This is a genomic window from Paenibacillus sp. TY11 (genome assembly GCF_059772165.1).
Genome location: NZ_JCBAIQ010000008.1, coordinates 230166 through 250212, shown reverse-complemented (window position 1 = coordinate 250212; position 20047 = coordinate 230166). Strand labels below are relative to the sequence as shown.

At 45.4% G+C, this 20047-nt stretch carries 20 protein-coding genes; 6 read left to right on the top strand and 14 right to left on the bottom strand.

Features of this window, described 5'->3' with window-relative positions; genetic code table 11:
- Position 1 precedes the first annotated feature (1 nt).
- Positions 2–1255, bottom strand: a complete 1254-nt coding sequence (locus AC6EJC_RS11615; RefSeq protein ID WP_444954089.1) for an aminotransferase-like domain-containing protein — start codon at positions 1253–1255, stop codon at positions 2–4.
- 50 nt (positions 1256–1305) lie between these two features.
- Positions 1306–1962 carry a response regulator transcription factor gene (locus AC6EJC_RS11610; RefSeq protein WP_220027414.1) on the bottom strand — a complete coding sequence of 219 codons (657 nt, stop codon included), beginning with the start codon at positions 1960–1962 and terminating at the stop codon, positions 1306–1308.
- 272 nt (positions 1963–2234) lie between these two features.
- Here AC6EJC_RS11610 and AC6EJC_RS11605 point away from each other — a divergent pair, with 272 nt between their 5' ends.
- Entirely contained in the window at positions 2235–2642 is a 408-nt protein-coding gene (locus AC6EJC_RS11605; protein ID WP_444954088.1) for a hypothetical protein, read from the top strand.
- Positions 2639–3706 (top strand): phosphodiester glycosidase family protein, encoded by a 1068-nt coding sequence (locus tag AC6EJC_RS11600; protein WP_444954087.1) that lies wholly within the window; start codon positions 2639–2641, stop codon positions 3704–3706. Before AC6EJC_RS11605 ends, AC6EJC_RS11600 begins: the two co-directional genes overlap by 4 nt.
- A gap of 98 nt (positions 3707–3804) precedes the next feature.
- Here the strand turns inward: AC6EJC_RS11600 and AC6EJC_RS11595 are convergent, their stop codons facing one another.
- From AC6EJC_RS11595 to AC6EJC_RS11540, 12 genes are all read right to left on the bottom strand, one after another.
- Entirely contained in the window at positions 3805–4053 is a 249-nt protein-coding gene (locus AC6EJC_RS11595; protein WP_013309439.1) for an AbrB/MazE/SpoVT family DNA-binding domain-containing protein, read from the bottom strand.
- A 375-nt stretch (positions 4054–4428) separates the two neighbouring features.
- Positions 4429–4893, bottom strand: coding sequence for a tRNA (uridine(34)/cytosine(34)/5-carboxymethylaminomethyluridine(34)-2'-O)-methyltransferase TrmL (gene trmL, locus AC6EJC_RS11590; protein ID WP_444954107.1), 465 nt, complete (start codon positions 4891–4893; stop codon positions 4429–4431).
- A 207-nt stretch (positions 4894–5100) separates the two neighbouring features.
- Positions 5101–6192: a 3-phosphoserine/phosphohydroxythreonine transaminase gene (gene serC / locus AC6EJC_RS11585; RefSeq protein ID WP_444954086.1), complete on the bottom strand. Its 1092-nt coding sequence runs from the start codon at positions 6190–6192 to the stop codon at positions 5101–5103.
- Between the two features lie 264 nt (positions 6193–6456).
- Positions 6457–7881: a type I glutamate--ammonia ligase gene (gene glnA / locus AC6EJC_RS11580; protein WP_322156103.1), complete on the bottom strand. Its 1425-nt coding sequence runs from the start codon at positions 7879–7881 to the stop codon at positions 6457–6459.
- A gap of 266 nt (positions 7882–8147) precedes the next feature.
- On the bottom strand, positions 8148–9191 hold the full coding sequence (aroF, locus tag AC6EJC_RS11575; protein ID WP_444954085.1) for a 3-deoxy-7-phosphoheptulonate synthase: 1044 nt from the start codon (positions 9189–9191) through the stop codon (positions 8148–8150).
- Positions 9192–9458: 267 nt separating this feature from the next.
- Positions 9459–10415, bottom strand: a complete 957-nt coding sequence (locus AC6EJC_RS11570; protein ID WP_013309434.1) for a 4-hydroxy-3-methylbut-2-enyl diphosphate reductase — start codon at positions 10413–10415, stop codon at positions 9459–9461.
- A gap of 106 nt (positions 10416–10521) precedes the next feature.
- Positions 10522–12000 (bottom strand): sensor histidine kinase, encoded by a 1479-nt coding sequence (locus AC6EJC_RS11565; RefSeq protein ID WP_444954084.1) that lies wholly within the window; start codon positions 11998–12000, stop codon positions 10522–10524.
- Between the two features lies 1 nt (position 12001).
- Positions 12002–12691, bottom strand: coding sequence for a response regulator transcription factor (locus AC6EJC_RS11560; RefSeq protein WP_444954083.1), 690 nt, complete (start codon positions 12689–12691; stop codon positions 12002–12004).
- 151 nt (positions 12692–12842) lie between these two features.
- Positions 12843–14429 (bottom strand): S1C family serine protease, encoded by a 1587-nt coding sequence (locus tag AC6EJC_RS11555; protein ID WP_444954082.1) that lies wholly within the window; start codon positions 14427–14429, stop codon positions 12843–12845.
- Between the two features lie 198 nt (positions 14430–14627).
- A complete protein-coding gene (locus AC6EJC_RS11550) occupies positions 14628–14936 on the bottom strand; it encodes a hypothetical protein (protein ID WP_444954081.1) in 309 nt (102 codons plus the stop codon).
- Between the two features lie 85 nt (positions 14937–15021).
- Positions 15022–15597, bottom strand: a complete 576-nt coding sequence (locus AC6EJC_RS11545) for a 3D domain-containing protein (protein WP_444954080.1) — start codon at positions 15595–15597, stop codon at positions 15022–15024.
- A gap of 61 nt (positions 15598–15658) precedes the next feature.
- On the bottom strand, positions 15659–16540 hold the full coding sequence (locus AC6EJC_RS11540; RefSeq protein WP_444954079.1) for a putative sporulation protein YtxC: 882 nt from the start codon (positions 16538–16540) through the stop codon (positions 15659–15661).
- 203 nt (positions 16541–16743) lie between these two features.
- Here AC6EJC_RS11540 and AC6EJC_RS11535 point away from each other — a divergent pair, with 203 nt between their 5' ends.
- From AC6EJC_RS11535 to AC6EJC_RS11520, 4 genes are all read left to right on the top strand, one after another.
- Positions 16744–17139, top strand: coding sequence for a hypothetical protein (locus tag AC6EJC_RS11535; RefSeq protein WP_444954078.1), 396 nt, complete (start codon positions 16744–16746; stop codon positions 17137–17139).
- A gap of 213 nt (positions 17140–17352) precedes the next feature.
- Positions 17353–17847: a cation:proton antiporter regulatory subunit gene (locus tag AC6EJC_RS11530; protein ID WP_444954077.1), complete on the top strand. Its 495-nt coding sequence runs from the start codon at positions 17353–17355 to the stop codon at positions 17845–17847.
- Between the two features lie 4 nt (positions 17848–17851).
- The gene (locus AC6EJC_RS11525) at positions 17852–19078 is read left to right on the top strand and encodes a cation:proton antiporter (protein WP_190298906.1); all 1227 of its coding nucleotides are present in this window, start codon (positions 17852–17854) and stop codon (positions 19076–19078) included.
- 72 nt (positions 19079–19150) lie between these two features.
- Positions 19151–20038, top strand: a complete 888-nt coding sequence (locus AC6EJC_RS11520) for a YitT family protein (protein WP_444954076.1) — start codon at positions 19151–19153, stop codon at positions 20036–20038.
- The last annotated feature ends 9 nt before the right edge of the window (positions 20039–20047 follow it).

Genomic DNA, 20047 nt, shown 5'->3' with positions numbered 1-20047 from the left:
GCTAGCTCCGCGCAGTAAATTCACTGATCGTCTCACCGATGAGATTCATGCCCATAAGCAGTTGCTCTCGGCCCGGATGGCTAAAATTGAGGCGAATATGGGACGCGCCTTCATCGCCAACCGCACACAGCGCACCTGGCATAAAGGCTACGCCCTTGGGTAACGCCGCCTTTAGCAGCAATGCGCTGTCTAGCCCATCGGGCAACTGCACCCACACATACATACCGCCGGACGGAATATGATATGTCACGTCTTTCCAAAATGGACGCTTGAGCAGCTCCAAGATTAATTGAAGTCGAGTCGAATATTCCTTGTTCAACATCGCCAAGTGCTCGTGCCATTGAAAACGCGAACTGGTCAGCAATTGGAACAGCAACCGTTGGTTCATCGTACTGGATTGCATATCAGCCAGCTGCTTTAAGGCGTACATCCCTTCAATCAGCGGCGCAGGACCAGCCGCCCAGCCAGTTCGCAGTGCAGGAGCAACTGTTTTATTGAATGAACCGATATATAGCACTTGACCGCCCTGACCCGCATGATCCAGCGCGAATAGTGAGGGATAAGCTTCTGCAAATTTTCGACTCTGACCATGCGGACTCTTATCATGGGATTCGTTCTTTTGCTTAAAATGCAATTCACCGTAAGAATCGTCCTCAACTACCAGCACCTCATGATGCCTGCACAGGTCCAAAATTTCCTGCCGTCTTGCCGCGCTCCATAAGGAGCCCGTCGGGTTCGTAAACGTTGGCGTGGCAAAAAAAAGCTTGGGTCGATAACGGATCATTAAAGCTTCAAGCTTATCGGGAATGACACCTTCCGCATCTGATTCTACAGGAACGACCTGTGCACCCTGCATAGATAGCACTTGTAAACATCCAGGAGATGTCGGGTTTTCGACCAATACCGGATCACGCTCATCCACCATCAGCCTTACGATCAGGTCAATGGCCTGCTGACTGCCTGTCGTGAGAAGGATTTGACCTGGCGGCACTCTTACTCTTTTACGCTGTTCCCACTCTCCCGCAAGCCATGCCCGCAAAGGAAAATAGCCCTCCGGTTCACCATACTGGAGGGCATCAGGGCCGGAGCCAAACACATCATGAGCCGCTTCTTCCAGCAGCTTCACCGGAAACAGCTCTTGTGCAGGCAATTCTTCAGCCAGAGATATAAAGGAGTGTCTTCTCGCATTTTCCCGGATATGACGCACTGGAGAAGCCAACATCGCAGCCGTTCGTGAAGCAAAGGAATATTGCATGAACATCCTCCTTCTCCTGAAAAATAGGTCATGATCTCCGGGCTGACGCGTCAGGCATATAGCTGCTTCATCTGACGCGCATATAAGGCATAACGTTCAATCGCCTGCGCCCGGCTGGACACGCCTAATTTTGCATAAATTTTACGTAGATAATTATCAATGGAGCGCCGACTAACTTCGATCTCGATAGCAATTTTGTCATATGTAATTCCTTGTACAATACGTTCCATAATAAAAACTTCGGTTTGTGTCAATTCGTCAAAAGGCTCAGAAGCCATTAACGGTATAAATGGCCAGTTTCCACAACGAATCCAATCCATCGGTAAAGAAGCAAATCCTTCGCGTAAACCGTTGATCAGATGGATTAACTGGCTTGGTGATGCCTGCTTGGATAGCATTCCATTTGCCCCAAGCGAAATTAGCTGCTGAAACAACGTAATATTGTCCTCATCCGTCATAATAACAATATGGCTGTCCGGAGACAAGGCCCGCATTTGTGTCAAAAACGGTTCCGCCGTTCCCTCAGGCAACCTGTAGTCCATTAAAATGATTTCCGGCCGAATGGAGCAAGCCAGCTCCAGGCCTTCTGTGCCGGAGGAGGACATCCCTCTGACAAGCAAATCCTGCTGGTCTTCCAAAATAAGCTTTGTTCCCAGCATACTTGTAGGATGGATATCTATGATGACCACCTGCCATACTTTTCTCATATCTAAACCTCCTGAGTTTACAAAAAAGTACATAGTTATCGAAAATAATTCTAAAATTGGGGGTTGCTTATGTAGAAATTGCGCAAATGTGAACGTATAGGAAGCGAAAACGATTTAAGGAAATTGTATCCTAGGACTTCCTTCCGATGCAATCTCTTTTTCCAATATTTTTATACGACTATTTCGCTTTTGCGAAATAAATAGGCCCATGATAGAATTGGAACTGCAAATAAAGACTGGAAATTTGACTTTACACGGGAGTTGAAAATCGCATGCAAGCTTCACATGAACGTCCTCCTGCCGAAGCTCGGCGGAGCAATTTAAAAAAGGGGTTGCCCGTAAAGGCTTTTCTGCTATTTTGGTTTATTCTTATTATACTAGGTGCTCTCGCAACCTATCTGTATAGCAATCATTTGAAGCAGCAAATGCTAAACGAGATGCAAACCCATACAGACCAACAGATTCATGCGCTCAAATCTGACTATGAAAAGCAACTGACTGCACTTTCCAAGGAAGTTAGCGGATTGCAGGGCAAAGTCCAGTCCTTCAATGAACTACTGACCTTTACGAAGGATAATGCAAACAACAAGACCGATAACAGCAATAAACTGTATACCCAATTAAATGAAGTCAAGCAGCAGCTCAATACACTCCAGAAAAAAATGGACTTACTAAAATGAATGTAGATGCAAAACTAGTAAACCGGTTCTTTATGTTGGCCCTTGCTCCTTTTATCGGTTTGTTGGGGTGTATTTTGTTAGTGCATCCCCCTTTGAACTTTCCTGGGTCTGCTTCCCCGAGTCTGCAAAAAGCCGAAATCACTCTACAAACGCAATCAGTAGGCAAGCAGCTTAATGAAGCCAAGCAAACGGCAACGTACACCTTATCTACGATTCGCCGGACATCTGAGCTGTACAAGCAAACGACCCAAACGATGAATCAGCTTGTCATGACTGCCTCTGCGCAGTCCAAGCGGCCCGCGGTCATCTATGATCGGCGCATCACCGCCAAACTGGGGGTTCCCTATGAGCGGGTAGATAGTAACCGGATTACCATTGAATTGTTTAAGGTGAACCCGGGAATTTATCACGGCTACGCTATGAAGGTCAAACTTAAAGATCCTACTGCTATGAAAATGTCTTTGGGAAGTGACAAATTGGGTGGCTCCGAAACGACCATGCGTGCAGTCTTGAGACACGGAGCTATTGCAGGCATCAATGCAGGCGGCTTTGCGGATGGAGACGGCAAACGCTATCCATTAAGCACTACTGTCTTGAACGGTCACTACCTTACTGGCTTTCAGTCCAGTTTTAAGGATTTGTCATTCGTCGGACTGAGTAACGACGGCAAGCTTATCGGGGGCAAATTTTACAGTCAAGGCGCTCTGGACAGCTTAAAGCCTGCCTTTGGGGCTACCTTCGTTCCCGTTCTGCTGCAAAGGGGACAAAAAATGCCTATTCCTGATAAATGGAAAGTCTCCCCCAAGCGGGCCCCTCGTACGGTCATTGGCAACTATAAAGATGATCAGTTGCTCATTATTGTCGTAGACGGCTACAATGAAAGCGGGGGTTCGGGTGCGACACTCGAAGAAGTGCAAGGGAAAATGTACAATCTAGGTGTTCAAGATGCTTATAATTTGGACGGAGGCGGCTCATCGTCGCTTATACTAAACGGTCGAATCGTAAACAAACCGTCAGATGGTAATTTGCGTCCAGTTCCTACTCATTTTTTGTTCTATAAATAGTTACGTGTAGTTTACTACTAAATTAAATATGCTAGCCGACGTACGGCTCAATCCGAAAAAAAGCATCACGAACGAATGTCGTGATGCTTTTGCCTCATTTAGGAGGAGTACTGTGTCATTTCTGTCAGGCATTGAGCACAAATATAACGGTCTTTGAAGTCGTTCACTTGTTCTACTGAACCACAGAACACACATTTTGGACGGTAACGCTCCAAAATAATGTGGTCACCCTGAACCAAAATTTCGACAGGATCTCCCTCATTCATTTGATATCTTTTACGCAGTGACTTAGGCAAAACTATTCTCCCCAGCTGATCAACTTTACGTACCACACCGGCAGGTTTCATCGTGATCGTACACCTCTCCTATTGAGTAATAACTTACAATTTTCTTTCCATGCGAAAAACTAGGTACAAAGACACTATTCTTTATGTAGTATTCGCTGTCTTTTTGTCGAATCCTGCTGATCACAGGAAATTTTATTACATTTTTTCATAAAATCATGAACCATATCAAAGTATGGTACAGAATGTCTATAATATTTTTATCGACCGGAAAGCCAATTATCATTAGCTCTCGCTGAGAATTTCGCAAATTTATGACCATATAACCTTCATTTAAGCTCCACTGTCATGTACATTTGAGCAATAAAGGTGCAACTTCTATTAGCAACTAAGGTCCTGGTTCTTTATTCGCATTTATACTTGTTCACTTGATGTTCTTTACGATAAACCCGGAAAAGCCATTTGTCTCAGCGCTTCATAGACGATAATCGCAGCGGAATTCGACAAGTTTAGAGATCTTACTTTATCTGACATCGGCATCTTGATGCATGTATCTGGATTAGCAGCTAACAGCTCGGGAGGCAACCCTTTCGTTTCTTTACCAAATACCAAAAAGTCTCCATCCTGAAATGCAATATCACTATACCGCTGATTTGCTTTTGTCGTCGCATAAAAAAAGCGGCCTTCCTGATATTTCTCCTGCACTTCAGCAAAAGACTCGTGATATTCAATGTGGACAGCATACCAATAATCAAGTCCGGCCCGTTTTAACGTGGCATCGTCGGTACGGAAGCCCAGTGGCTTCACCAAATGCAGATGAGTTCCGGTTGCAGCACACGTTCTGGCAATATTCCCTGTGTTAGCCGGGATTTCTGGCTCGACAAGCACAATATGTAATGGCATCACGTTTCGTTCCCTTCATCATTAAATTCATCAGACAAATAACCTACAGTCTAACCAAAATGTATACACTGAAAACATACACATTTTTTCATCAAAAAATACAATTCCCCACACCACTAAAGCCTTCCCCTATACACATTCAGGGAAGGCTTTACATTTACTTTTTTCGATTTCAAATATCGTGTATCGAAATATATGTCCGTGAAATTAACTGTTACGTTGTTTGAATCCGTCCATAAACTCGGCTAATGCTTGACAGTTCTCCAGTGGAACAGCATTGTAGATCGAGGCGCGAAGCCCTCCTACACTGCGATGTCCCTTCAATCCGATGAACCCAGCCTGTTCGGATTCCTTAATAAATTGTTTTTCCAGATCCTCATTCGCGAGGCGGAAGGTGACATTCATGATAGAACGATCAGCGCTGTCCACACAACCACGATAGAAGCCTTCGCTACTGTCAATACGGTCGTATAGCAAATCAGCTTTTTGTTGGTTCACACGCTCAATGCCTTCCAAGCCGCCTTCTTCCTGAATCCATTTCAGCACTTCATTCACCATGTATATGGCAAAGGATGGGGGGGTATTGTAGAGAGAGTTATTTTTTTCATATGTGCTGTAACGCAGCATCGTAGGAATATTGCCAGTTGAGGAAGCCAACAGCTCTTCACGGGCAACCACGACCGTTACACCAGAAGGTCCCAGATTTTTTTGCGCGCCAGCATAAATCAATCCAAATTGAGTAACATCAAAAGGCTTGCAAAAAATATCACTGGACATGTCCACAATCAACGGTACGGAACCCGTATCCGGGAATTGCTTAAATTGTGTACCTTCAATCGTCTCGTTGGACGTCATATGCACATAAGCAGTATTCTCAGGCAAGTCCAAGGAATCCACATTCGGAAGACGCATGTACTTCTCATCAGCGGAGGAGGCGGCAATATGTGCCTTGCCCAATAGCTTGGCCTCTTTATATGCCTTGTCCGACCAGCTACCTGTCATTACATAGCTCCCGGTCTGTCCTTCGCTCAAGAAATTTAAAGGCAGCATTGCAAACTGCGTACTTGCGCCCCCTTGTAGAAACAACACCTTGTAGCCTTGTGGATTGCCCAGCAGAGATAACAGACGTTCCTGCGCCTCGTTATGAACAGATTCATACACGGCTCCACGGTGAGACATTTCCATGATGGACATCCCTGTTCCCTGGAAATCTACGAATTCAGCTTGTACACGTTCCAGTACTTTGAGCGGCAATGCCGCTGGTCCTGCATTAAAATTGTAGGCTCTCTTACTCAACAATTTCCCATCCCTTCTCTACTCTGGTGTGGATATTATCGCTATGATAGCAGTATTCATAAAAGCGTTCAAGACTTGTATAAAAATGTTTCCGATTTCATTTATGATGTGACAAAGCTGTGAATGTTAACATATTTAACATCTTTATTTTATAATAATCATTTTAATATTAAAAGGTCCCCGGCATAAGACCGGAGACCTATCTTGAACAACAACTGTTACCGTAGGCTCATGATTGTTATTCAAAGCAACTATGCTATCGATTTATTAGCAGTCAAAATACAGGCTATATTCGTGCGGATGAACACGGATGTTCACCGATTTAGCTTCAGAACGTTTGAACTCTACATAGTTATCAATGAAGTCCTTCGTAAATACGCCGCCCTCAGTCAAGAATTCATAGTCAGCTTCCAGAGCGTCCAGAGCCTCATCCAGTGAACCAGGTACGCTGCGGATTTTACCTTTTTCAGCGTCAGACAGCTCATAGATATTGGTGTCAAGTGGACCATAGCCCAATTCGATTGGGTTCAGTTTGCGCTTGATGCCATCCAGACCCGCCATCAGCATCGCTGAGAAGGCAAGGTAAGGGTTAGCTGTGGAGTCCGGTGTACGGAACTCGATCCGACAGCCTTTTGGAGTAACAGCCGCTACTGGAATACGTACAGCTGCAGAACGGTTACCTTTAGAGAATACCAGGTTAACCGGCGCTTCGTAGCCAGGAACGAGACGTTTGAACGAGTTTGTGCTTGGGTTTGTCAAAGCGATCAGTGCAGGTGCATGGTACAGAATACCGCCAATGTAATGAAGAGCCATTTCGCTCAGATTAGCATAAGCACCTTTTTCGTAGAACAAAGGAGTGTCGCCATCGAAAATAGATTGGTGAACATGCATACCACTTCCGTTGTCTCCGAAAATTGGTTTCGGCATGAATGTTGCCACTTTACCATATTGACGAGCTGTGTTGTGTACAATGTATTTATAAACGAGCAGGTTATCTGCTGTTTTCTTGAGTGTATCAAAACGGAAGTTGATTTCCGCTTGGCCTGCAGTAGCTACCTCATGGTGATGGCGCTCAATTCTCAGACCTGCTTCTTCAAGCAAACGGCACATTTCACTACGGATGTCTTGTTGGGTGTCTACTGGCGCTACAGGTACATATCCGCCCTTCACTCCCACTTTAAAGCCCAGGTTGCCGCCTTCTTCCTTACGGTTCGTGTTCCAAGCTGCTTCCTCGGAATCTACGAAAAAGGAGGAGCTGTTCATGCCGCTTTCGTAGCGAACATCATCAAAGATGAAAAACTCAGACTCAGGTGCAAAAAATGCAGCTGTACCCACTCCTGCGGACTGCAGAAATTCCTCAGCTTTTTTTGCAATGCCGCGAGGATCGCGGTCGTATTTTTCGCCGTCTGGCGTAGCAATGTCACACAGAATATTCAGTGTAGGATGCTGAGTGAAAGGGTCGATAAAAACCGCTTCTGGATCGGGCAGCATAACCATGTCGGATTCCTCGATGCCACGATAGCCGGGAATGGAAGAACCGTCAAAAGCAACACCGTTAACAAATGTTTCTTCATCTACTTCGGAAGCTGGCAATGAAATATGGTGAGCACGACCAGACAAATCTACAAAACGAAAATCTACCCACTCAATATTATTTTCCTGAATTGTTTTCAATACATTTTCAACGGACATGTCTTCTTCCTCCCAATTTTTCCGAACATTAAGTCTTATACAACCCTGAAATGTTCATGATCGAATGTTTTTTTCTGTCGTCATTATAAATCTCAAACATGACACGGGTCAATAGCTATGTAAGGTATTTTTTAAACTAATGTTAGATATGCTTACGTTCTTGATAACATTTGAATAGCACAAAAAGCCCGAAACATCGGGCTTTTTGGTAATTTTAATCTTATTTACTGCGTTGCGGCAAAACTTTTATGCATTAATGTTAATTATTAGCTTTGAGAAACGGCACTAGGTGTTTGGAAAGTTTTTCCAACAGCAGGAGCTAACAGTTCCAAATCTTTCAGTAAATCTGCAAACTGATCCGGGAATAGGGATTGTACACCATCGCCCGTCATCGAGTTGTCAGGGTCTGTGTGCATTTCAATAATCAGTCCATCCGCTCCGGCAGCTACAGAGGCCTTCGTCATAGGAACAACCAGCTCACGTCTACCTGTGCCATGGCTAGGATCGGAAATAACCGGCAAATGGCTCAACTGTTGCAATACAGGGATCGCGGACAAATCGAGTGTATTTCTGGTGTAGGTTTCGAATGTGCGGATACCACGCTCACACAGCATAACATTCGGGTTGCCACCTGCCAAGATGTACTCGGCAGCATTCAAGAACTCGTCATAAGTAGAGCTAAAACCGCGTTTGAGCAATACTGGCTTGCCGCAAGTTCCCAGCTTACGCAGCAGATCGAAGTTTTGCATATTACGTGTACCTACTTGCAGAATATCAGCATATTCCGCACAGATGTCTACGTATTCAGGTGTCATGACCTCTGTGATGGTCAGGAGGTCGTGCTTTTGGCCTGCCTCAGCCATCATGATCAAACCTTCTACACCAGTTCCTTGGAAGCTGTAAGGCCCCGTACGCGGCTTAAAAGCACCTCCACGGAGGACTTGTGCACCTGCAGCTTTGACCAATCCGGCAATTTCATCTATCTGTGCAGCAGACTCAACGGCACATGGTCCACCCATAATGACAAGCTCGCCCCCGCCGATATTTACACCTTTAACGGAGATAACCGTATTTTCCGGATGAAAATCACGGCTGGCCAATTTGTAGGACTTCGATATTTTAACCACATTTTCTACGCCTTTCATTTGACGCAGATGTTCAGCCAGCTTGGGCTCTACGCTACCGATCAGTCCGATGATCGTGCGATCCGATCCCCGTGATACATGAGCCTGCAATCCTTCTTTCTCAATAACTTCAACAATAGCTTGGATATGTTCTTCAGGTGTTTGAACACCAGCAATAACGATCATTTTTTTCTTCCTCTCTATAAAACATATTTTATTAACCACTTACGGATGACATTATGACACTTAGACGCTTGTTCGCTTTTAAGCTTTTATTCGTTAAAGCAACTATACCTGTTTTAGCTTTACTCGTCAAGGCTTTATTATCCCGAATTATTCTATTTTCTGACTTAATAAAGCTGAACTAATCGGATAATATCTATTACTTAAACAATTTGAAGAGCCGCTATCCGGATGTTTGTATCCGAATAACGGCTGTAATTCAATCCCATGCTATTTAGTCGTTTTTGACTTCTCTCGTACAGGAGGCAGCAGTTTTTTCATATCGATGGTCCGCTGAATCTCCCACGTATCCGGGTTAGCCGCATCATACTGCTCCAAGTACGTAATAACCTCTTTGGTAATCAGTGTAGGCGTTGAAGCCCCAGAAGTCACAGCCACTTTAGCTACTCCCTCAAGCCACTCCCTCTTCAGCTCGGTTACATCAGAAATACGATAAGCTGTTGTACCCGCAATTTCCTCCGACACCTGAGCCAATCGGTTTGAATTGTTACTGCGCGGATCACCGACGACGATTACCAGATCCGCCTGTCCGGCCTGCTCAGCTACCGCTTCTTGACGTACCTGCGTCGCCAAACAGATTTCATTGTGTATCTCGGCACCTGGGAACTTCTCCAGCAGCTTCTTCATAATGTGCTTAATGTCCCATTGACTCATGGTCGTCTGATTCGTGATAAGGATTTTGCCAGCTGGCAACGTAAGACTGTCGATCTCTTCTTCCTTTTCAATCAGATGAACATGATCAGGAGCAATACCGATAGCTCCCTCCGGCTCTGGATGATTCTTTTTGCCAATATAAACAATCTGATAGCCTTCGGCAGACTTCTCCCGAATCAGATCATGCGTTTTTGTGACGTCAGGGCAAGTCGCGTCCACCGTAGTCAGCCCCTTGTCTCGTGCCAGCTTGCGAACCTCCGGTGATACGCCATGGGCAGTGAAGATAACAGTACCACTCTCTACCTGGCTTAAAATCTCCATACGGTTCGGGCCGTCCAATGTAATAATCCCTTCGTCTTCAAAGGAATTGGTGACATGACTGTTATGCACAATCATGCCTAGTATATAAATAGGCCGGGGTAAGTCCAGATTTCTGGCTGCCTGACGAGCCAATACCATGGCATCGACTACGCCGTAGCAGTAACCCCGGGGCGAAATTCTGAGTACCTCCAAAGATAGCCCCCGCTTTCTTCGACACAGTATACAGCTCCAATAACTGCTGTGGGCATCCAAGCCACTACCGGCCAATTCTATGATGTAGTTGCCTCCCTATTATAGCCTATTCCAGAGGCGCGGAAAAGCTGACCGGAAGCCAGATGACAAATGTCGTTCCTTCTCCTTGGCGCGTAACCACTTCTACAGACCCGTGATGTTCATCAATAATCCACTTGGCAATAGATAACCCTAACCCAATTCCCTCCGTCACACCGCGTGACTCATCTGCCCGGTAAAAGCGGTCAAAAATAAAGGGAACCTCACTCTTGTCCATTCCGATGCCCGTGTCACTGATCCGCAGACCCACCTGTCCCTGATAAACAATGGCATCAAATCGGACCGTGCCTTCAGGTGTATATTTGAACGCATTATCAATGAAAATGAATAGCATTTGCTGCAAATAATCCTTGCTGCCATCCATATAAATACCATTCAGCAACGAAAAGTCGCCCACATTCCATTCGGCCGTTCGCTCCAAAAACTGAGCACGACGGGCAACCTCACTTACAAGCGGTTCCAGTGCAACGGGCACCTTATCGAACGTTTTCCCCGTGTCTGCTCTCGCGAGTGACAACATATCGCTCACCAAACGGCTCATCCGTTTGCCTTCATCTGCCATGTCATTTAGTGCCTCCATAGAAAGCTCGCGAATCATCGCTTCATCCATATTCGGTCGCTCTCCTGGTTCGGTAGTCCACATTTTGAGCAAAAAATCAACGTTGCCACGAATTGTCGTTAAAGGTGTGCGCAGTTCATGGGAAGCATCGGCCACAAAACGGCGCTGTGCACCATACGCATCTTCTAGCTCCTTGTAAAACACCTCTGTACGCCCCAGCATGTTGTTAACCGTCCCGATTAATTGTCCAATTTCATCTGGCGGTCCGTCATATTCAATCCGAACACTCAAATCATTACTGGATTGAATCTGATTTGCCCCCTCAATGACTTTGACCAGCGGCTTCATAGACTTGCGAGCTAAAAAGAGACCTGAGGTCGCAGCAGCGAGTAATGCAAACAACGAACCGTATACAAGCACATTTTGTAACCTGTTCATGAGTCGATCCTGAGAGCCCGTGAATTGTCCTACCTGTAGCAACCCGACCACCAACCCCAACTCCTCGGATTTAATCGGTTGTTGATAAATCATAAAGGAATCCCCATTTACGTTCACACGCCGAATCCCCTCATTTTGAACTGCTCCTGCCGCTGTAGATGGAACAGGGAAGGTGATATTGAGGTCTTTCATATTTTGGGTCGTTTTGGTAACACCGGACGTATAATTGTAAATTTGTACATATAGCTGTGAATCATCAATTCCACGTCCTTGCACTAAGCCCAAATCCAGATTGGGGACTTCAAACAATCCCCCTTTAATCGTAAGCAGTAGCTGCTTGTTAATCCGTGGCGCCTGAGTCGTAAGCTGACTTTTTACTTCATTGTATGTGTAATAATAAACCAGTCCGTAAATAGCCAGACCAAAAATGACAAGCACTATAGCCAAGATGCTCGAATACCAAGCTGTCAGCCGCCACCGAATAGACATATTACACATCACCTCTTAAAATATAACCGGCTCCCCGAATTGTGCGAATAAGTCGTTTGCCGCCATCCTGTTCCGTTTTTTGTCGCAGCATGGCGATATACACCTCCAGCACGTTTGATTCCCCGCTATAGTCATAGCCCCAAATTTTGTCCATAATCAGATCACGCGACAGAACACGTTTGGGGTTTTGCATGAATAAATGAAGCAGTTCAAATTCTTTGGCCGTCAGTTCCAAACGTTTGCCGCCACGCATTACCTCACGCGATTCGTTATCCAGTTGTAAATCCTCGAAGGTAAGCCGATTTCCATTATTGTCTTGTTGTTCGGTTTTACGCCGCAAAAGCGCTCGCACACGTGCCAGCAACTCCTCCAAAGCGAACGGCTTAACGAGATAATCATCGGCCCCTAGATCCAAGCCCTTAACCCGATTCTCAACCTCATCCTTGGCTGTAAGCATCAGAACAGGTACCGTGCTTCCACCCTCCCGCATGCGACGGCATACCTCAAAACCATCGACCTGCGGCATCATTACATCCAGCACGACCACATCAGGCTCAGCTGTTAGCATTTTATTTAATCCCTCTGCTCCATTGGCGGCTGTAAGCACTTCATATCCTTCAAAAGCCAGCCCTCTGCGCAGCATGGATACAATTTTTTCATCGTCATCAATGATCAGAATAGTAGAACGCATACACGATCAAACTCCTTTATCTCTTCTTCTTTTCCCTCTATTGTAGCAGGAGTAGACGCGTGTAGCATCTTGCCGCCGCATACAGCAAGAAACGGAAGGGTCTTCCTTCCGTTTCTTACGTTTACAGGTTCATTTTTGTAGAATTCTCATTTTACTGCTGAAGAGTCGAGCTAAAGTCATTTTTGTTGCCTATTTTTAGCTGAATATCTTTTTTCTGCCCGGCTCGTTCGATGTTAAGCGTCAGTGCTGTACCCACTTTTTGTTTTTGGATAAATTGAATTAGCTCTTGTGATGTGCTATAAGGTGTGCCATTGGCTCCGATAATCACATCATAAGGACGCAAATCGGCCTGATATGCTGGTGATTTGTAAATAATATCCCGAACAACCGAGCCTTCGGTCAGGGATGTACCCAATTCTTTGGCTACTTCAGGACTCAAATTTAACAGACTTGCACCAATGAAAGGTACGGGTTCTTTCGGGATCGGTTGGTTATTTTTCAGCTTATCGACGACTTCCAAAATCGTATTGGACGGGATCGCAAACCCGATTCCCTGTGCGTCTGCACTAACAGCTACGTTCATACCGATAACCTGCCCTTGCAGATTTAACAGCGGTCCGCCAGAGTTACCAGGATTAATGGACGCATCCGTCTGAATGAGATGCTTGTATTGCGTCGGTTTTCCAGTCGACTCACTATTAATGGTGATCGTACGTTCTTTCGCACTCAGCACCCCGGCTGTTACCGAATGCTCAAAGCCTTCAGGGTTGCCGATCGCGACCATCCACTCGCCGACTTTAGCGTTATCGGAGTCACCCAAAGTTACCGTCGGAAAGTTATTTTTGCCTTCTATTTTAAGTACCGCCAAATCAAGATCTGCATTTTTTCCCAAGACTTTGGCTTCGTAAGGCTTATTAGTTCCCTCTACTGTAACCTGAACCACACTCGCGCCTTCAACAACGTGGTTGTTGGTCAGGACGTAACCCGTTTTATCAAAAATAAAACCGGAACCAATACCAAGCGGAGTCAGCTGTCCGCTGTTGCCACCTTCATTTTCATTACTGTTGCCGCTGCTTCCACTGTCACCATACTGATTACCGAAAAAGTATTGATACAGCGGGTCATTGTAATAAGGGCTGCTTTGTCTGCCGCTGCTTCCACTGGATTGCTTGGCAAGCGTTTCAATTTTGACGACTGCCGGCCCAGCCTTAGCTACAACAGATTGAACATCAGCGGTACCTGAAGGCATCACAGCCGGAACTGCGCTAGGAGTCGAGCTGGTTGTTCCTGAATTAGTCGTTTCTCCGCTTTCAGCTGCCGCCGAAGTCAACGCCGTCTCCGGTGTAAACATATTTGTTCGGTCGGCTGTATACATCAATACCGTAATAACCAGCATCCCGGCTAAAAAAGATAAGAAAATTGTTTTTACCTGCGACTTGGGCTTATTCGGTTTGAATTGCCAGTTGCCGCCATTCCGACCCGAACCATCCTGTTGCTCAGACATAGCGCGATGGTAAGAGGGAGGAAGAGGTCTCACTGCCTGCGGTGGCGTAATTTCAACGTCCTTGTCCACCGACTGGCCTTCCCTACGTTGTCCGTCCGATTGAACTGAAGAAAAAGGGCCGTAGGAATAGTAATATGAGGAACCGTTCGAATCATTTTGCCGAGTTGCTTTATCAGTATCAACCTGATCGTTGTCGTTCCGGCGTCCAGAGTTATTATTTTTAAATTCGTCCATTGTATATCTCCTCCCAAACCCTATGCTTCAAGGTGGTGTTGTTTAGCTGACTTTATTTTGCACTTTAAACCTTAATTCCACCTTAAAAACAATTAAAAAGGAGATAAAACCTTAGACCTATTGCTACCTAACCACTTTCACTCAACGCGAAATGCCCCGGAAATAAATCCGGAGCATTGTCGATTGTATATGCTTTTTTTATTTCGTGTTAAAGTTTTCGTCGAACTTTTCGTTCGGTGTTTGAGCATTGCTTTGAATTTTGCTGCGACTGGAGTTTTGAACCTTTTGCGCTACTGCACTTGTACCGCCTTGATCTGTTGCAAATTCTTCATCATACTTCTCATTTGGTGTCTGGAAGTTGTCTTGAATTTTATTTTGTTCAGACTGCTTTACCTTTTGAGAAACGACACCTACCGTATTGTCTTGTGCAAATTCCGCTTTGAACTGATTTCCTGTGCTTGCCTTGAAGCCTTTGTTCGTGAAAGAACTTCCGCCTTGATTTGGCATAATTCTCAACCTCCCAGTATGTTTTTGCGGGATAAGCTCATCCCGCAACATAGTATGTGAAGTCAGAAAAGACAATATTCAAGGATTATATGGAAGCATCCAGCGTCGCGTTTGGAATGGATTTATGCGTTTCTATCGCCTTTTGGAGCGATTTTAGCATCTTTTCCGTACATTTTCCGTTCCCTTTTTTTATAATTTGAACATCCACGTCTTTCTTGCCCCATTCGGAATACACCTGTCGGGTTGTTTTAAAATACAAGTCAATTTTATTGCCCTTAATCGCAGAACCTGTATCTGCTACAATCCCGTAGCCATAACCTGGAATGTATAAAATGCTGCCCAAGGGAAACGTTTTGGGATCAGCTGCAATCGTGGACAGTGTATTTTTGTCACGACGCACTTTTACACCGGAATACGTAATACCGTAACCGGGGTGACTTGGCCGTTTGCCAGTGGATTCATAGCCTGCTGTATATCCTGTTGCCGTGACCGTCATGGTCGTAATGACCTGCTCTTCCCGTGGAGCCAAAACAGGTGTAGACTGCCATTTTTTATGCTGGACCGGTTCTTTGTGACCGTAAACTTCATTGCCGGGCAATACCAGACAGGTTGCGATTAACACGGTTCCCAAAATCCGTTTCCATACCAACATGGATCTCATAAAAAACCTCCCCTTGAGGCAAAGGCTTTCCAGAAATCCATTGGTTTATACAAACAATTTATTATTTTTGAACATCCTGACCTGGATAAAGTCTGCTCAGCTTCACTTTATCTTCAAAAATATGCAGGAGCGTCCGCACAATAGGGGTGTGCTCATCGTCTGTGTGCAATATAATGGAAGCAGGCGAAATCGAAATAAGGGTACTCACGATTCGATCCTCGACCTCCATTTCCAGTTCAATGCCTGGCATTTCCACAATGATGTCATCTGCATCGGGAGTCGGTATAGGCACCATGGCACTATCGAGAATCGTAAAATCATGTCCGCCTTGGTGAAGTACGTGCACGAGCGGAACTTTGCTTTCCTGAAAAAACACAAAATATTTAAGCAGCCCCATAAATTCTTCGTATTGCCGATCTGCCCAGAACTCTTCCATGGCATAGTCGACGATTTCTTCAAGCTCTTTTTTATACGCATGGAGCCTGAATTGAATAAGCCCTTCCAAATTGATCACACGAAGCTCCTTAAAATCCTTTTCCAGGAGAGTGGTCAGCTTGCCATGACGCTTTAAACGTCCTCTGGGACCATCATCGTTTAACAGTGAGCGAATCATGCTGCGAATCTGCTCTGTATCCTCTTCCTCCAGCAGCGAACAGGCTTTGGTGAGAATGAGATTGAGTATCCCCCACTCCCTGACTTCGATAATATAATCCGCTATCGCCGAAGACATGATGCTGTATACACAGGGGAGAAAGCTCTCAAACGCCGAATTGCTTTCTGTGCCCTTGCAGGTCCATGCCACTTTGTTGTCCAGCTGTCTGAAAGTGAATCGAAATCCGCGCCGTGACATATGTAGTCCCTTGGTTCTACTTTTGACCACTTCGTAAAAACGGTCGGTTTCCTGATCTCCGTCTGTATTGGTCCACACTGTAAACAGTTCCATTGGCTCACTCCTTTCGATCACTGCTTTCAGTATATGGCGGCCTCTGAAGGGTTATACGAAGTGAACGACTGGAAACAGAAAGACATATTCAAAAGAGGATGATCGGGTTTCATGTAGGAGAAAACCTAAAGGCGTTTGAATATTTAGGATGGGGTATGTTAAGGTTATAGTAATATGAATTTTTCACAAGAGGAGGAGATAAGATGTCAACGATGCTGAACATGCTGCGTACATTCATGATCGTCATATTGAGCCTCGTTCAGATTTTGTCCCTTCCTGTGACGTTTCACGCGGAAGACACCACTCAATCCCTTCAGTTTACTACGGGATCTTCTCTTATGCCTCATGTTGACGTTTCCTCGTTAGAAACGGACTCTCACGGCCTGGAGCATCATTCCAAACCAGCTATACGCAAATCCTCCCCGTTACTTCATCTGGTAATTGCTGCGGCCAAATCACTTCCCTTTGTAATTTTGATAGCGCTTGTGTTGCTATTGAGCATCCCTAAACTACGTCTGCCTTTTATTCCAGTCATTTGCAAGCTAAAGAAGCAATTATACTTGTTCCCCATCAAATTTACCTCTAGTTATGTGGCTTAACCTCCTTATTAGCATGCATACCACCACATTTGCATGTTTATTTGTCAATCTTTCCCAATCAGTCTAATACGTAAGAATTATTTACCAGGTCTTTTATGTTAATTTATGGAATTTAATGCATATAAAAAATAGTTTCCATGTCACACCCAAAGTATGTGATTTATTTCCCATATCATTCATTTAAATAAACATATCGTACAGGAGGCTTTACAAATGGATATTCGAGAGTCTATTTTGCCAGGAATCGGGATTAAGTATCGAATAGATGCGGAGAGTGGCGACCGAATTGTCATTATTATTCATGATGATGGCAGGCGTGAGTTATATCACTTTGATTACGAGGATCTGGAACAAAGCATTTCTATGACGACCCTGAATGATCAGGAAGCGCGATTGGTAGCCTCCATCATCGGTGGTATGACTTATAAGCCCAAACAACTTGAAAGTGTAGAAATGATGTTTGACGATTTTATTATCGAATGGTACAGAGTGGAATCCCACTATACAAGTGTCGGCAAATCCATCGGTGAGCTGGATGTAAGGCAAAATTCGGGTGCCACCGTTATTGCCATTGTGGAGAAAAAGGGAAAGAAATACGTAAATCCTGGTCCTGAAGTGATTATTAGCGATGATGCCACTGTGGTCGTTGTCGGGGAACGTGATCAGCAAAAACGCTTTAAACAAATCCTTATGAACGGAAGCGGGTGATTGGATGGATCATCTGGTATTTGAGGTTGGATTGGCTATTGCTCTAATCGCTGCAGCCGGACTTATTTCATCCAAACTGCGCTTCTCGGTCATCCCTTTTTATATCCTGATCGGAATGGCAGTTGGACCGCATGCGATGGAGCTATGGCATTTTGATTTTCGGTTTATCGAAAGCGCCCCTTTTATTGATTTCATGGGAAGAATCGGAGTGCTGTTTCTTCTCTTCTACTTGGGGCTGGAGTTCTCAGTAGGTCGGTTGATTAAATCAGGCCGTTCCATTGCCGTAGGCGGTACCATTTATATTGGAATTAATTTCACACTGGGGCTGGCTCTTGGCTTCTTGAGCGGCTTTCCTGTAGCAGAGACACTGGTCATCGCCGGAATTACGACAATATCATCCAGTGCTATTGCTGCCAAGGTGCTGGTAGATCTCAAGCGTACCGCCAATGCTGAAACTGAAATGATTTTGGGCATTATTATGTTTGAGGATGTTTTCCTCGCCGTATACATCTCCATCCTCTCCGGATTGGTTCTCAGCGATTCTTCCTCGCTCGGGGGCGTGCTGCTATCGGCACTAATCGCGCTTGGCTTTATGCTTGCAGTCATTATTATCGGTCGAAAGGCCGTCCCTCTGTTAAATCGGATTCTCCGTATTCGCTCCAATGAGGTATTCGGACTTGTTGTTTTCGGCTCCCTGTTTCTGGTGGCTGGTTTTTCGGAAACGATTCATGTGGCTGAAGCTATCGGCGCCCTGTTGGTCGGTCTGGTACTAGCCGAAACGGAACATGCCAAACGGATTGAGCATTTAATTGTTCCTTTTCGCGATTTCTTTGGCGCCCTGTTCTTCTTCAGCTTCGGACTATCCATTGATCCGCTATCCCTGGGAGGAAGCGCGATATGGCTTGCGCTGGCAGCAGTCGTTCTCACGCTGTTTGGTAACATTTGGGCAGGAATGCTGGCTGGGCGTACAGCTTCCTTATCTCCCAAAGCATCCGCAAATATCGGCCTAACTATTGTGGCGCGGGGTGAATTTTCGATCATAATGGCCAACTTGGGTAAAGAAGGTGGTTTGCTTGATATTGTTCAACCCTTTGCAGCCATCTATGTACTCATACTGGCGATTCTTGGACCGCTTCTGACAAAGCAGTCAAAACCTATTTTTAATATGTTAAACAAGATATTTAAGTTTAAGGATCCCCGCCTAAGAAAGGAAGAAAGTAACTCGGCGTAACTGTAATAGCTGGATACGACAATCCATAGGAGGGAAGGCTATGCCGCACGCTATAAAACATGCCGAAGCTCTATGAGGTGGCTTGTAAAGCCCGCTTCAGGAGATGCGAGCAGGTTCCCTGTCTTTTATACGGTGATTGGTGGAATTACGGCATCCGTCGGTCTGGAATTGTTTTTACATCCGCACGATATGATCGCTGGAGGCGTCACGGGAATCTCCAGACTCATGTCGATTTATACCCAGGAGCATTTTGGGTTACTGCTATTCGTTTTGAACTTGCCACTAATGCTGCTGTATTCTCTGTCTACTCACAAACCCATGCTGTATCGAGCTCTTCCCGGCTTGTTCGCCCTTTCAGGCTCAGCCATCATTCTCTCGCCTTTTCCAGCAGTGAGCGGCCATCCGGTTGTATGTGCTTTGGGAGGCGGAATCTGTATCGGGCTTGGCGCAGGGCTGGCAGCCCGTCACGGTGGGCTGCTGGATTCACTAGGACTTAACGAGTCTGACGATGGCCGTCCATCCACTTTGTTGCTAACACACCGGAAAATTCCATTAATACAGATTGTTATGCTGTGTAATGGTCTGCTGCTAATTACGGCTGGCTTTGTGCTGGGCTGGGAGCCAACTCTCTATTCAGCCTTATCCTGTCTCGCCGCCTATGAAACGACCCGGCTGATGTTTACCGGTCTGACACGCACGGTTTGTGTTGTCAGTAAGAAACAGCAAACCGTCGAGGATGCCATATATCGCAGGCTGCGTATACAACGTATTTCTGTGGGAAGTCCTGTTCAGATAAAGGGCAAAATTAACATGGAGCCGGTCAGTGAAAAAACTGAAAAAGCTATGGTCTACAATGTTCATCTTTTGGATTTGCAGCGCTTCAAGACGATTATTCATATGACAGACCCGCAGGCAGAGATGATGTATATGAAGCGGTGGACCTATAGACCCACTAAATAATGAAGGAAA

Excerpts from the sequence above, each read along its gene's own strand:
- AC6EJC_RS11615 (WP_444954089.1), bottom strand. The coding sequence starts at position 1,255 with ATGCAATATTCCTTTGCTTCACGAACGGCTGCGATGTTGGCTTCTCCA.
- AC6EJC_RS11610 (WP_220027414.1), bottom strand. The coding sequence starts at position 1,962 with ATGAGAAAAGTATGGCAGGTGGTCATCATAGATATCCATCCTACAAGT.
- AC6EJC_RS11605 (WP_444954088.1), top strand. The coding sequence starts at position 2,235 with ATGCAAGCTTCACATGAACGTCCTCCTGCCGAAGCTCGGCGGAGCAAT.
- AC6EJC_RS11600 (WP_444954087.1), top strand. The coding sequence starts at position 2,639 with ATGAATGTAGATGCAAAACTAGTAAACCGGTTCTTTATGTTGGCCCTT.
- AC6EJC_RS11595 (WP_013309439.1), bottom strand. The coding sequence starts at position 4,053 with ATGAAACCTGCCGGTGTGGTACGTAAAGTTGATCAGCTGGGGAGAATA.
- trmL (WP_444954107.1), bottom strand. The coding sequence starts at position 4,893 with ATGCCATTACATATTGTGCTTGTCGAGCCAGAAATCCCGGCTAACACA.
- glnA (WP_322156103.1), bottom strand. The coding sequence starts at position 7,881 with ATGTCCGTTGAAAATGTATTGAAAACAATTCAGGAAAATAATATTGAG.
- aroF (WP_444954085.1), bottom strand. The coding sequence starts at position 9,191 with ATGATCGTTATTGCTGGTGTTCAAACACCTGAAGAACATATCCAAGCT.
- AC6EJC_RS11565 (WP_444954084.1), bottom strand. The coding sequence starts at position 12,000 with ATGTCTATTCGGTGGCGGCTGACAGCTTGGTATTCGAGCATCTTGGCT.
- AC6EJC_RS11560 (WP_444954083.1), bottom strand. The coding sequence starts at position 12,691 with ATGCGTTCTACTATTCTGATCATTGATGACGATGAAAAAATTGTATCC.
- AC6EJC_RS11555 (WP_444954082.1), bottom strand. The coding sequence starts at position 14,429 with ATGGACGAATTTAAAAATAATAACTCTGGACGCCGGAACGACAACGAT.
- AC6EJC_RS11550 (WP_444954081.1), bottom strand. The coding sequence starts at position 14,936 with ATGCCAAATCAAGGCGGAAGTTCTTTCACGAACAAAGGCTTCAAGGCA.
- AC6EJC_RS11545 (WP_444954080.1), bottom strand. The coding sequence starts at position 15,597 with ATGAGATCCATGTTGGTATGGAAACGGATTTTGGGAACCGTGTTAATC.
- AC6EJC_RS11540 (WP_444954079.1), bottom strand. The coding sequence starts at position 16,540 with ATGGAACTGTTTACAGTGTGGACCAATACAGACGGAGATCAGGAAACC.
- AC6EJC_RS11535 (WP_444954078.1), top strand. The coding sequence starts at position 16,744 with ATGTCAACGATGCTGAACATGCTGCGTACATTCATGATCGTCATATTG.
- AC6EJC_RS11530 (WP_444954077.1), top strand. The coding sequence starts at position 17,353 with ATGGATATTCGAGAGTCTATTTTGCCAGGAATCGGGATTAAGTATCGA.
- AC6EJC_RS11525 (WP_190298906.1), top strand. The coding sequence starts at position 17,852 with ATGGATCATCTGGTATTTGAGGTTGGATTGGCTATTGCTCTAATCGCT.
- AC6EJC_RS11520 (WP_444954076.1), top strand. The coding sequence starts at position 19,151 with ATGAGGTGGCTTGTAAAGCCCGCTTCAGGAGATGCGAGCAGGTTCCCT.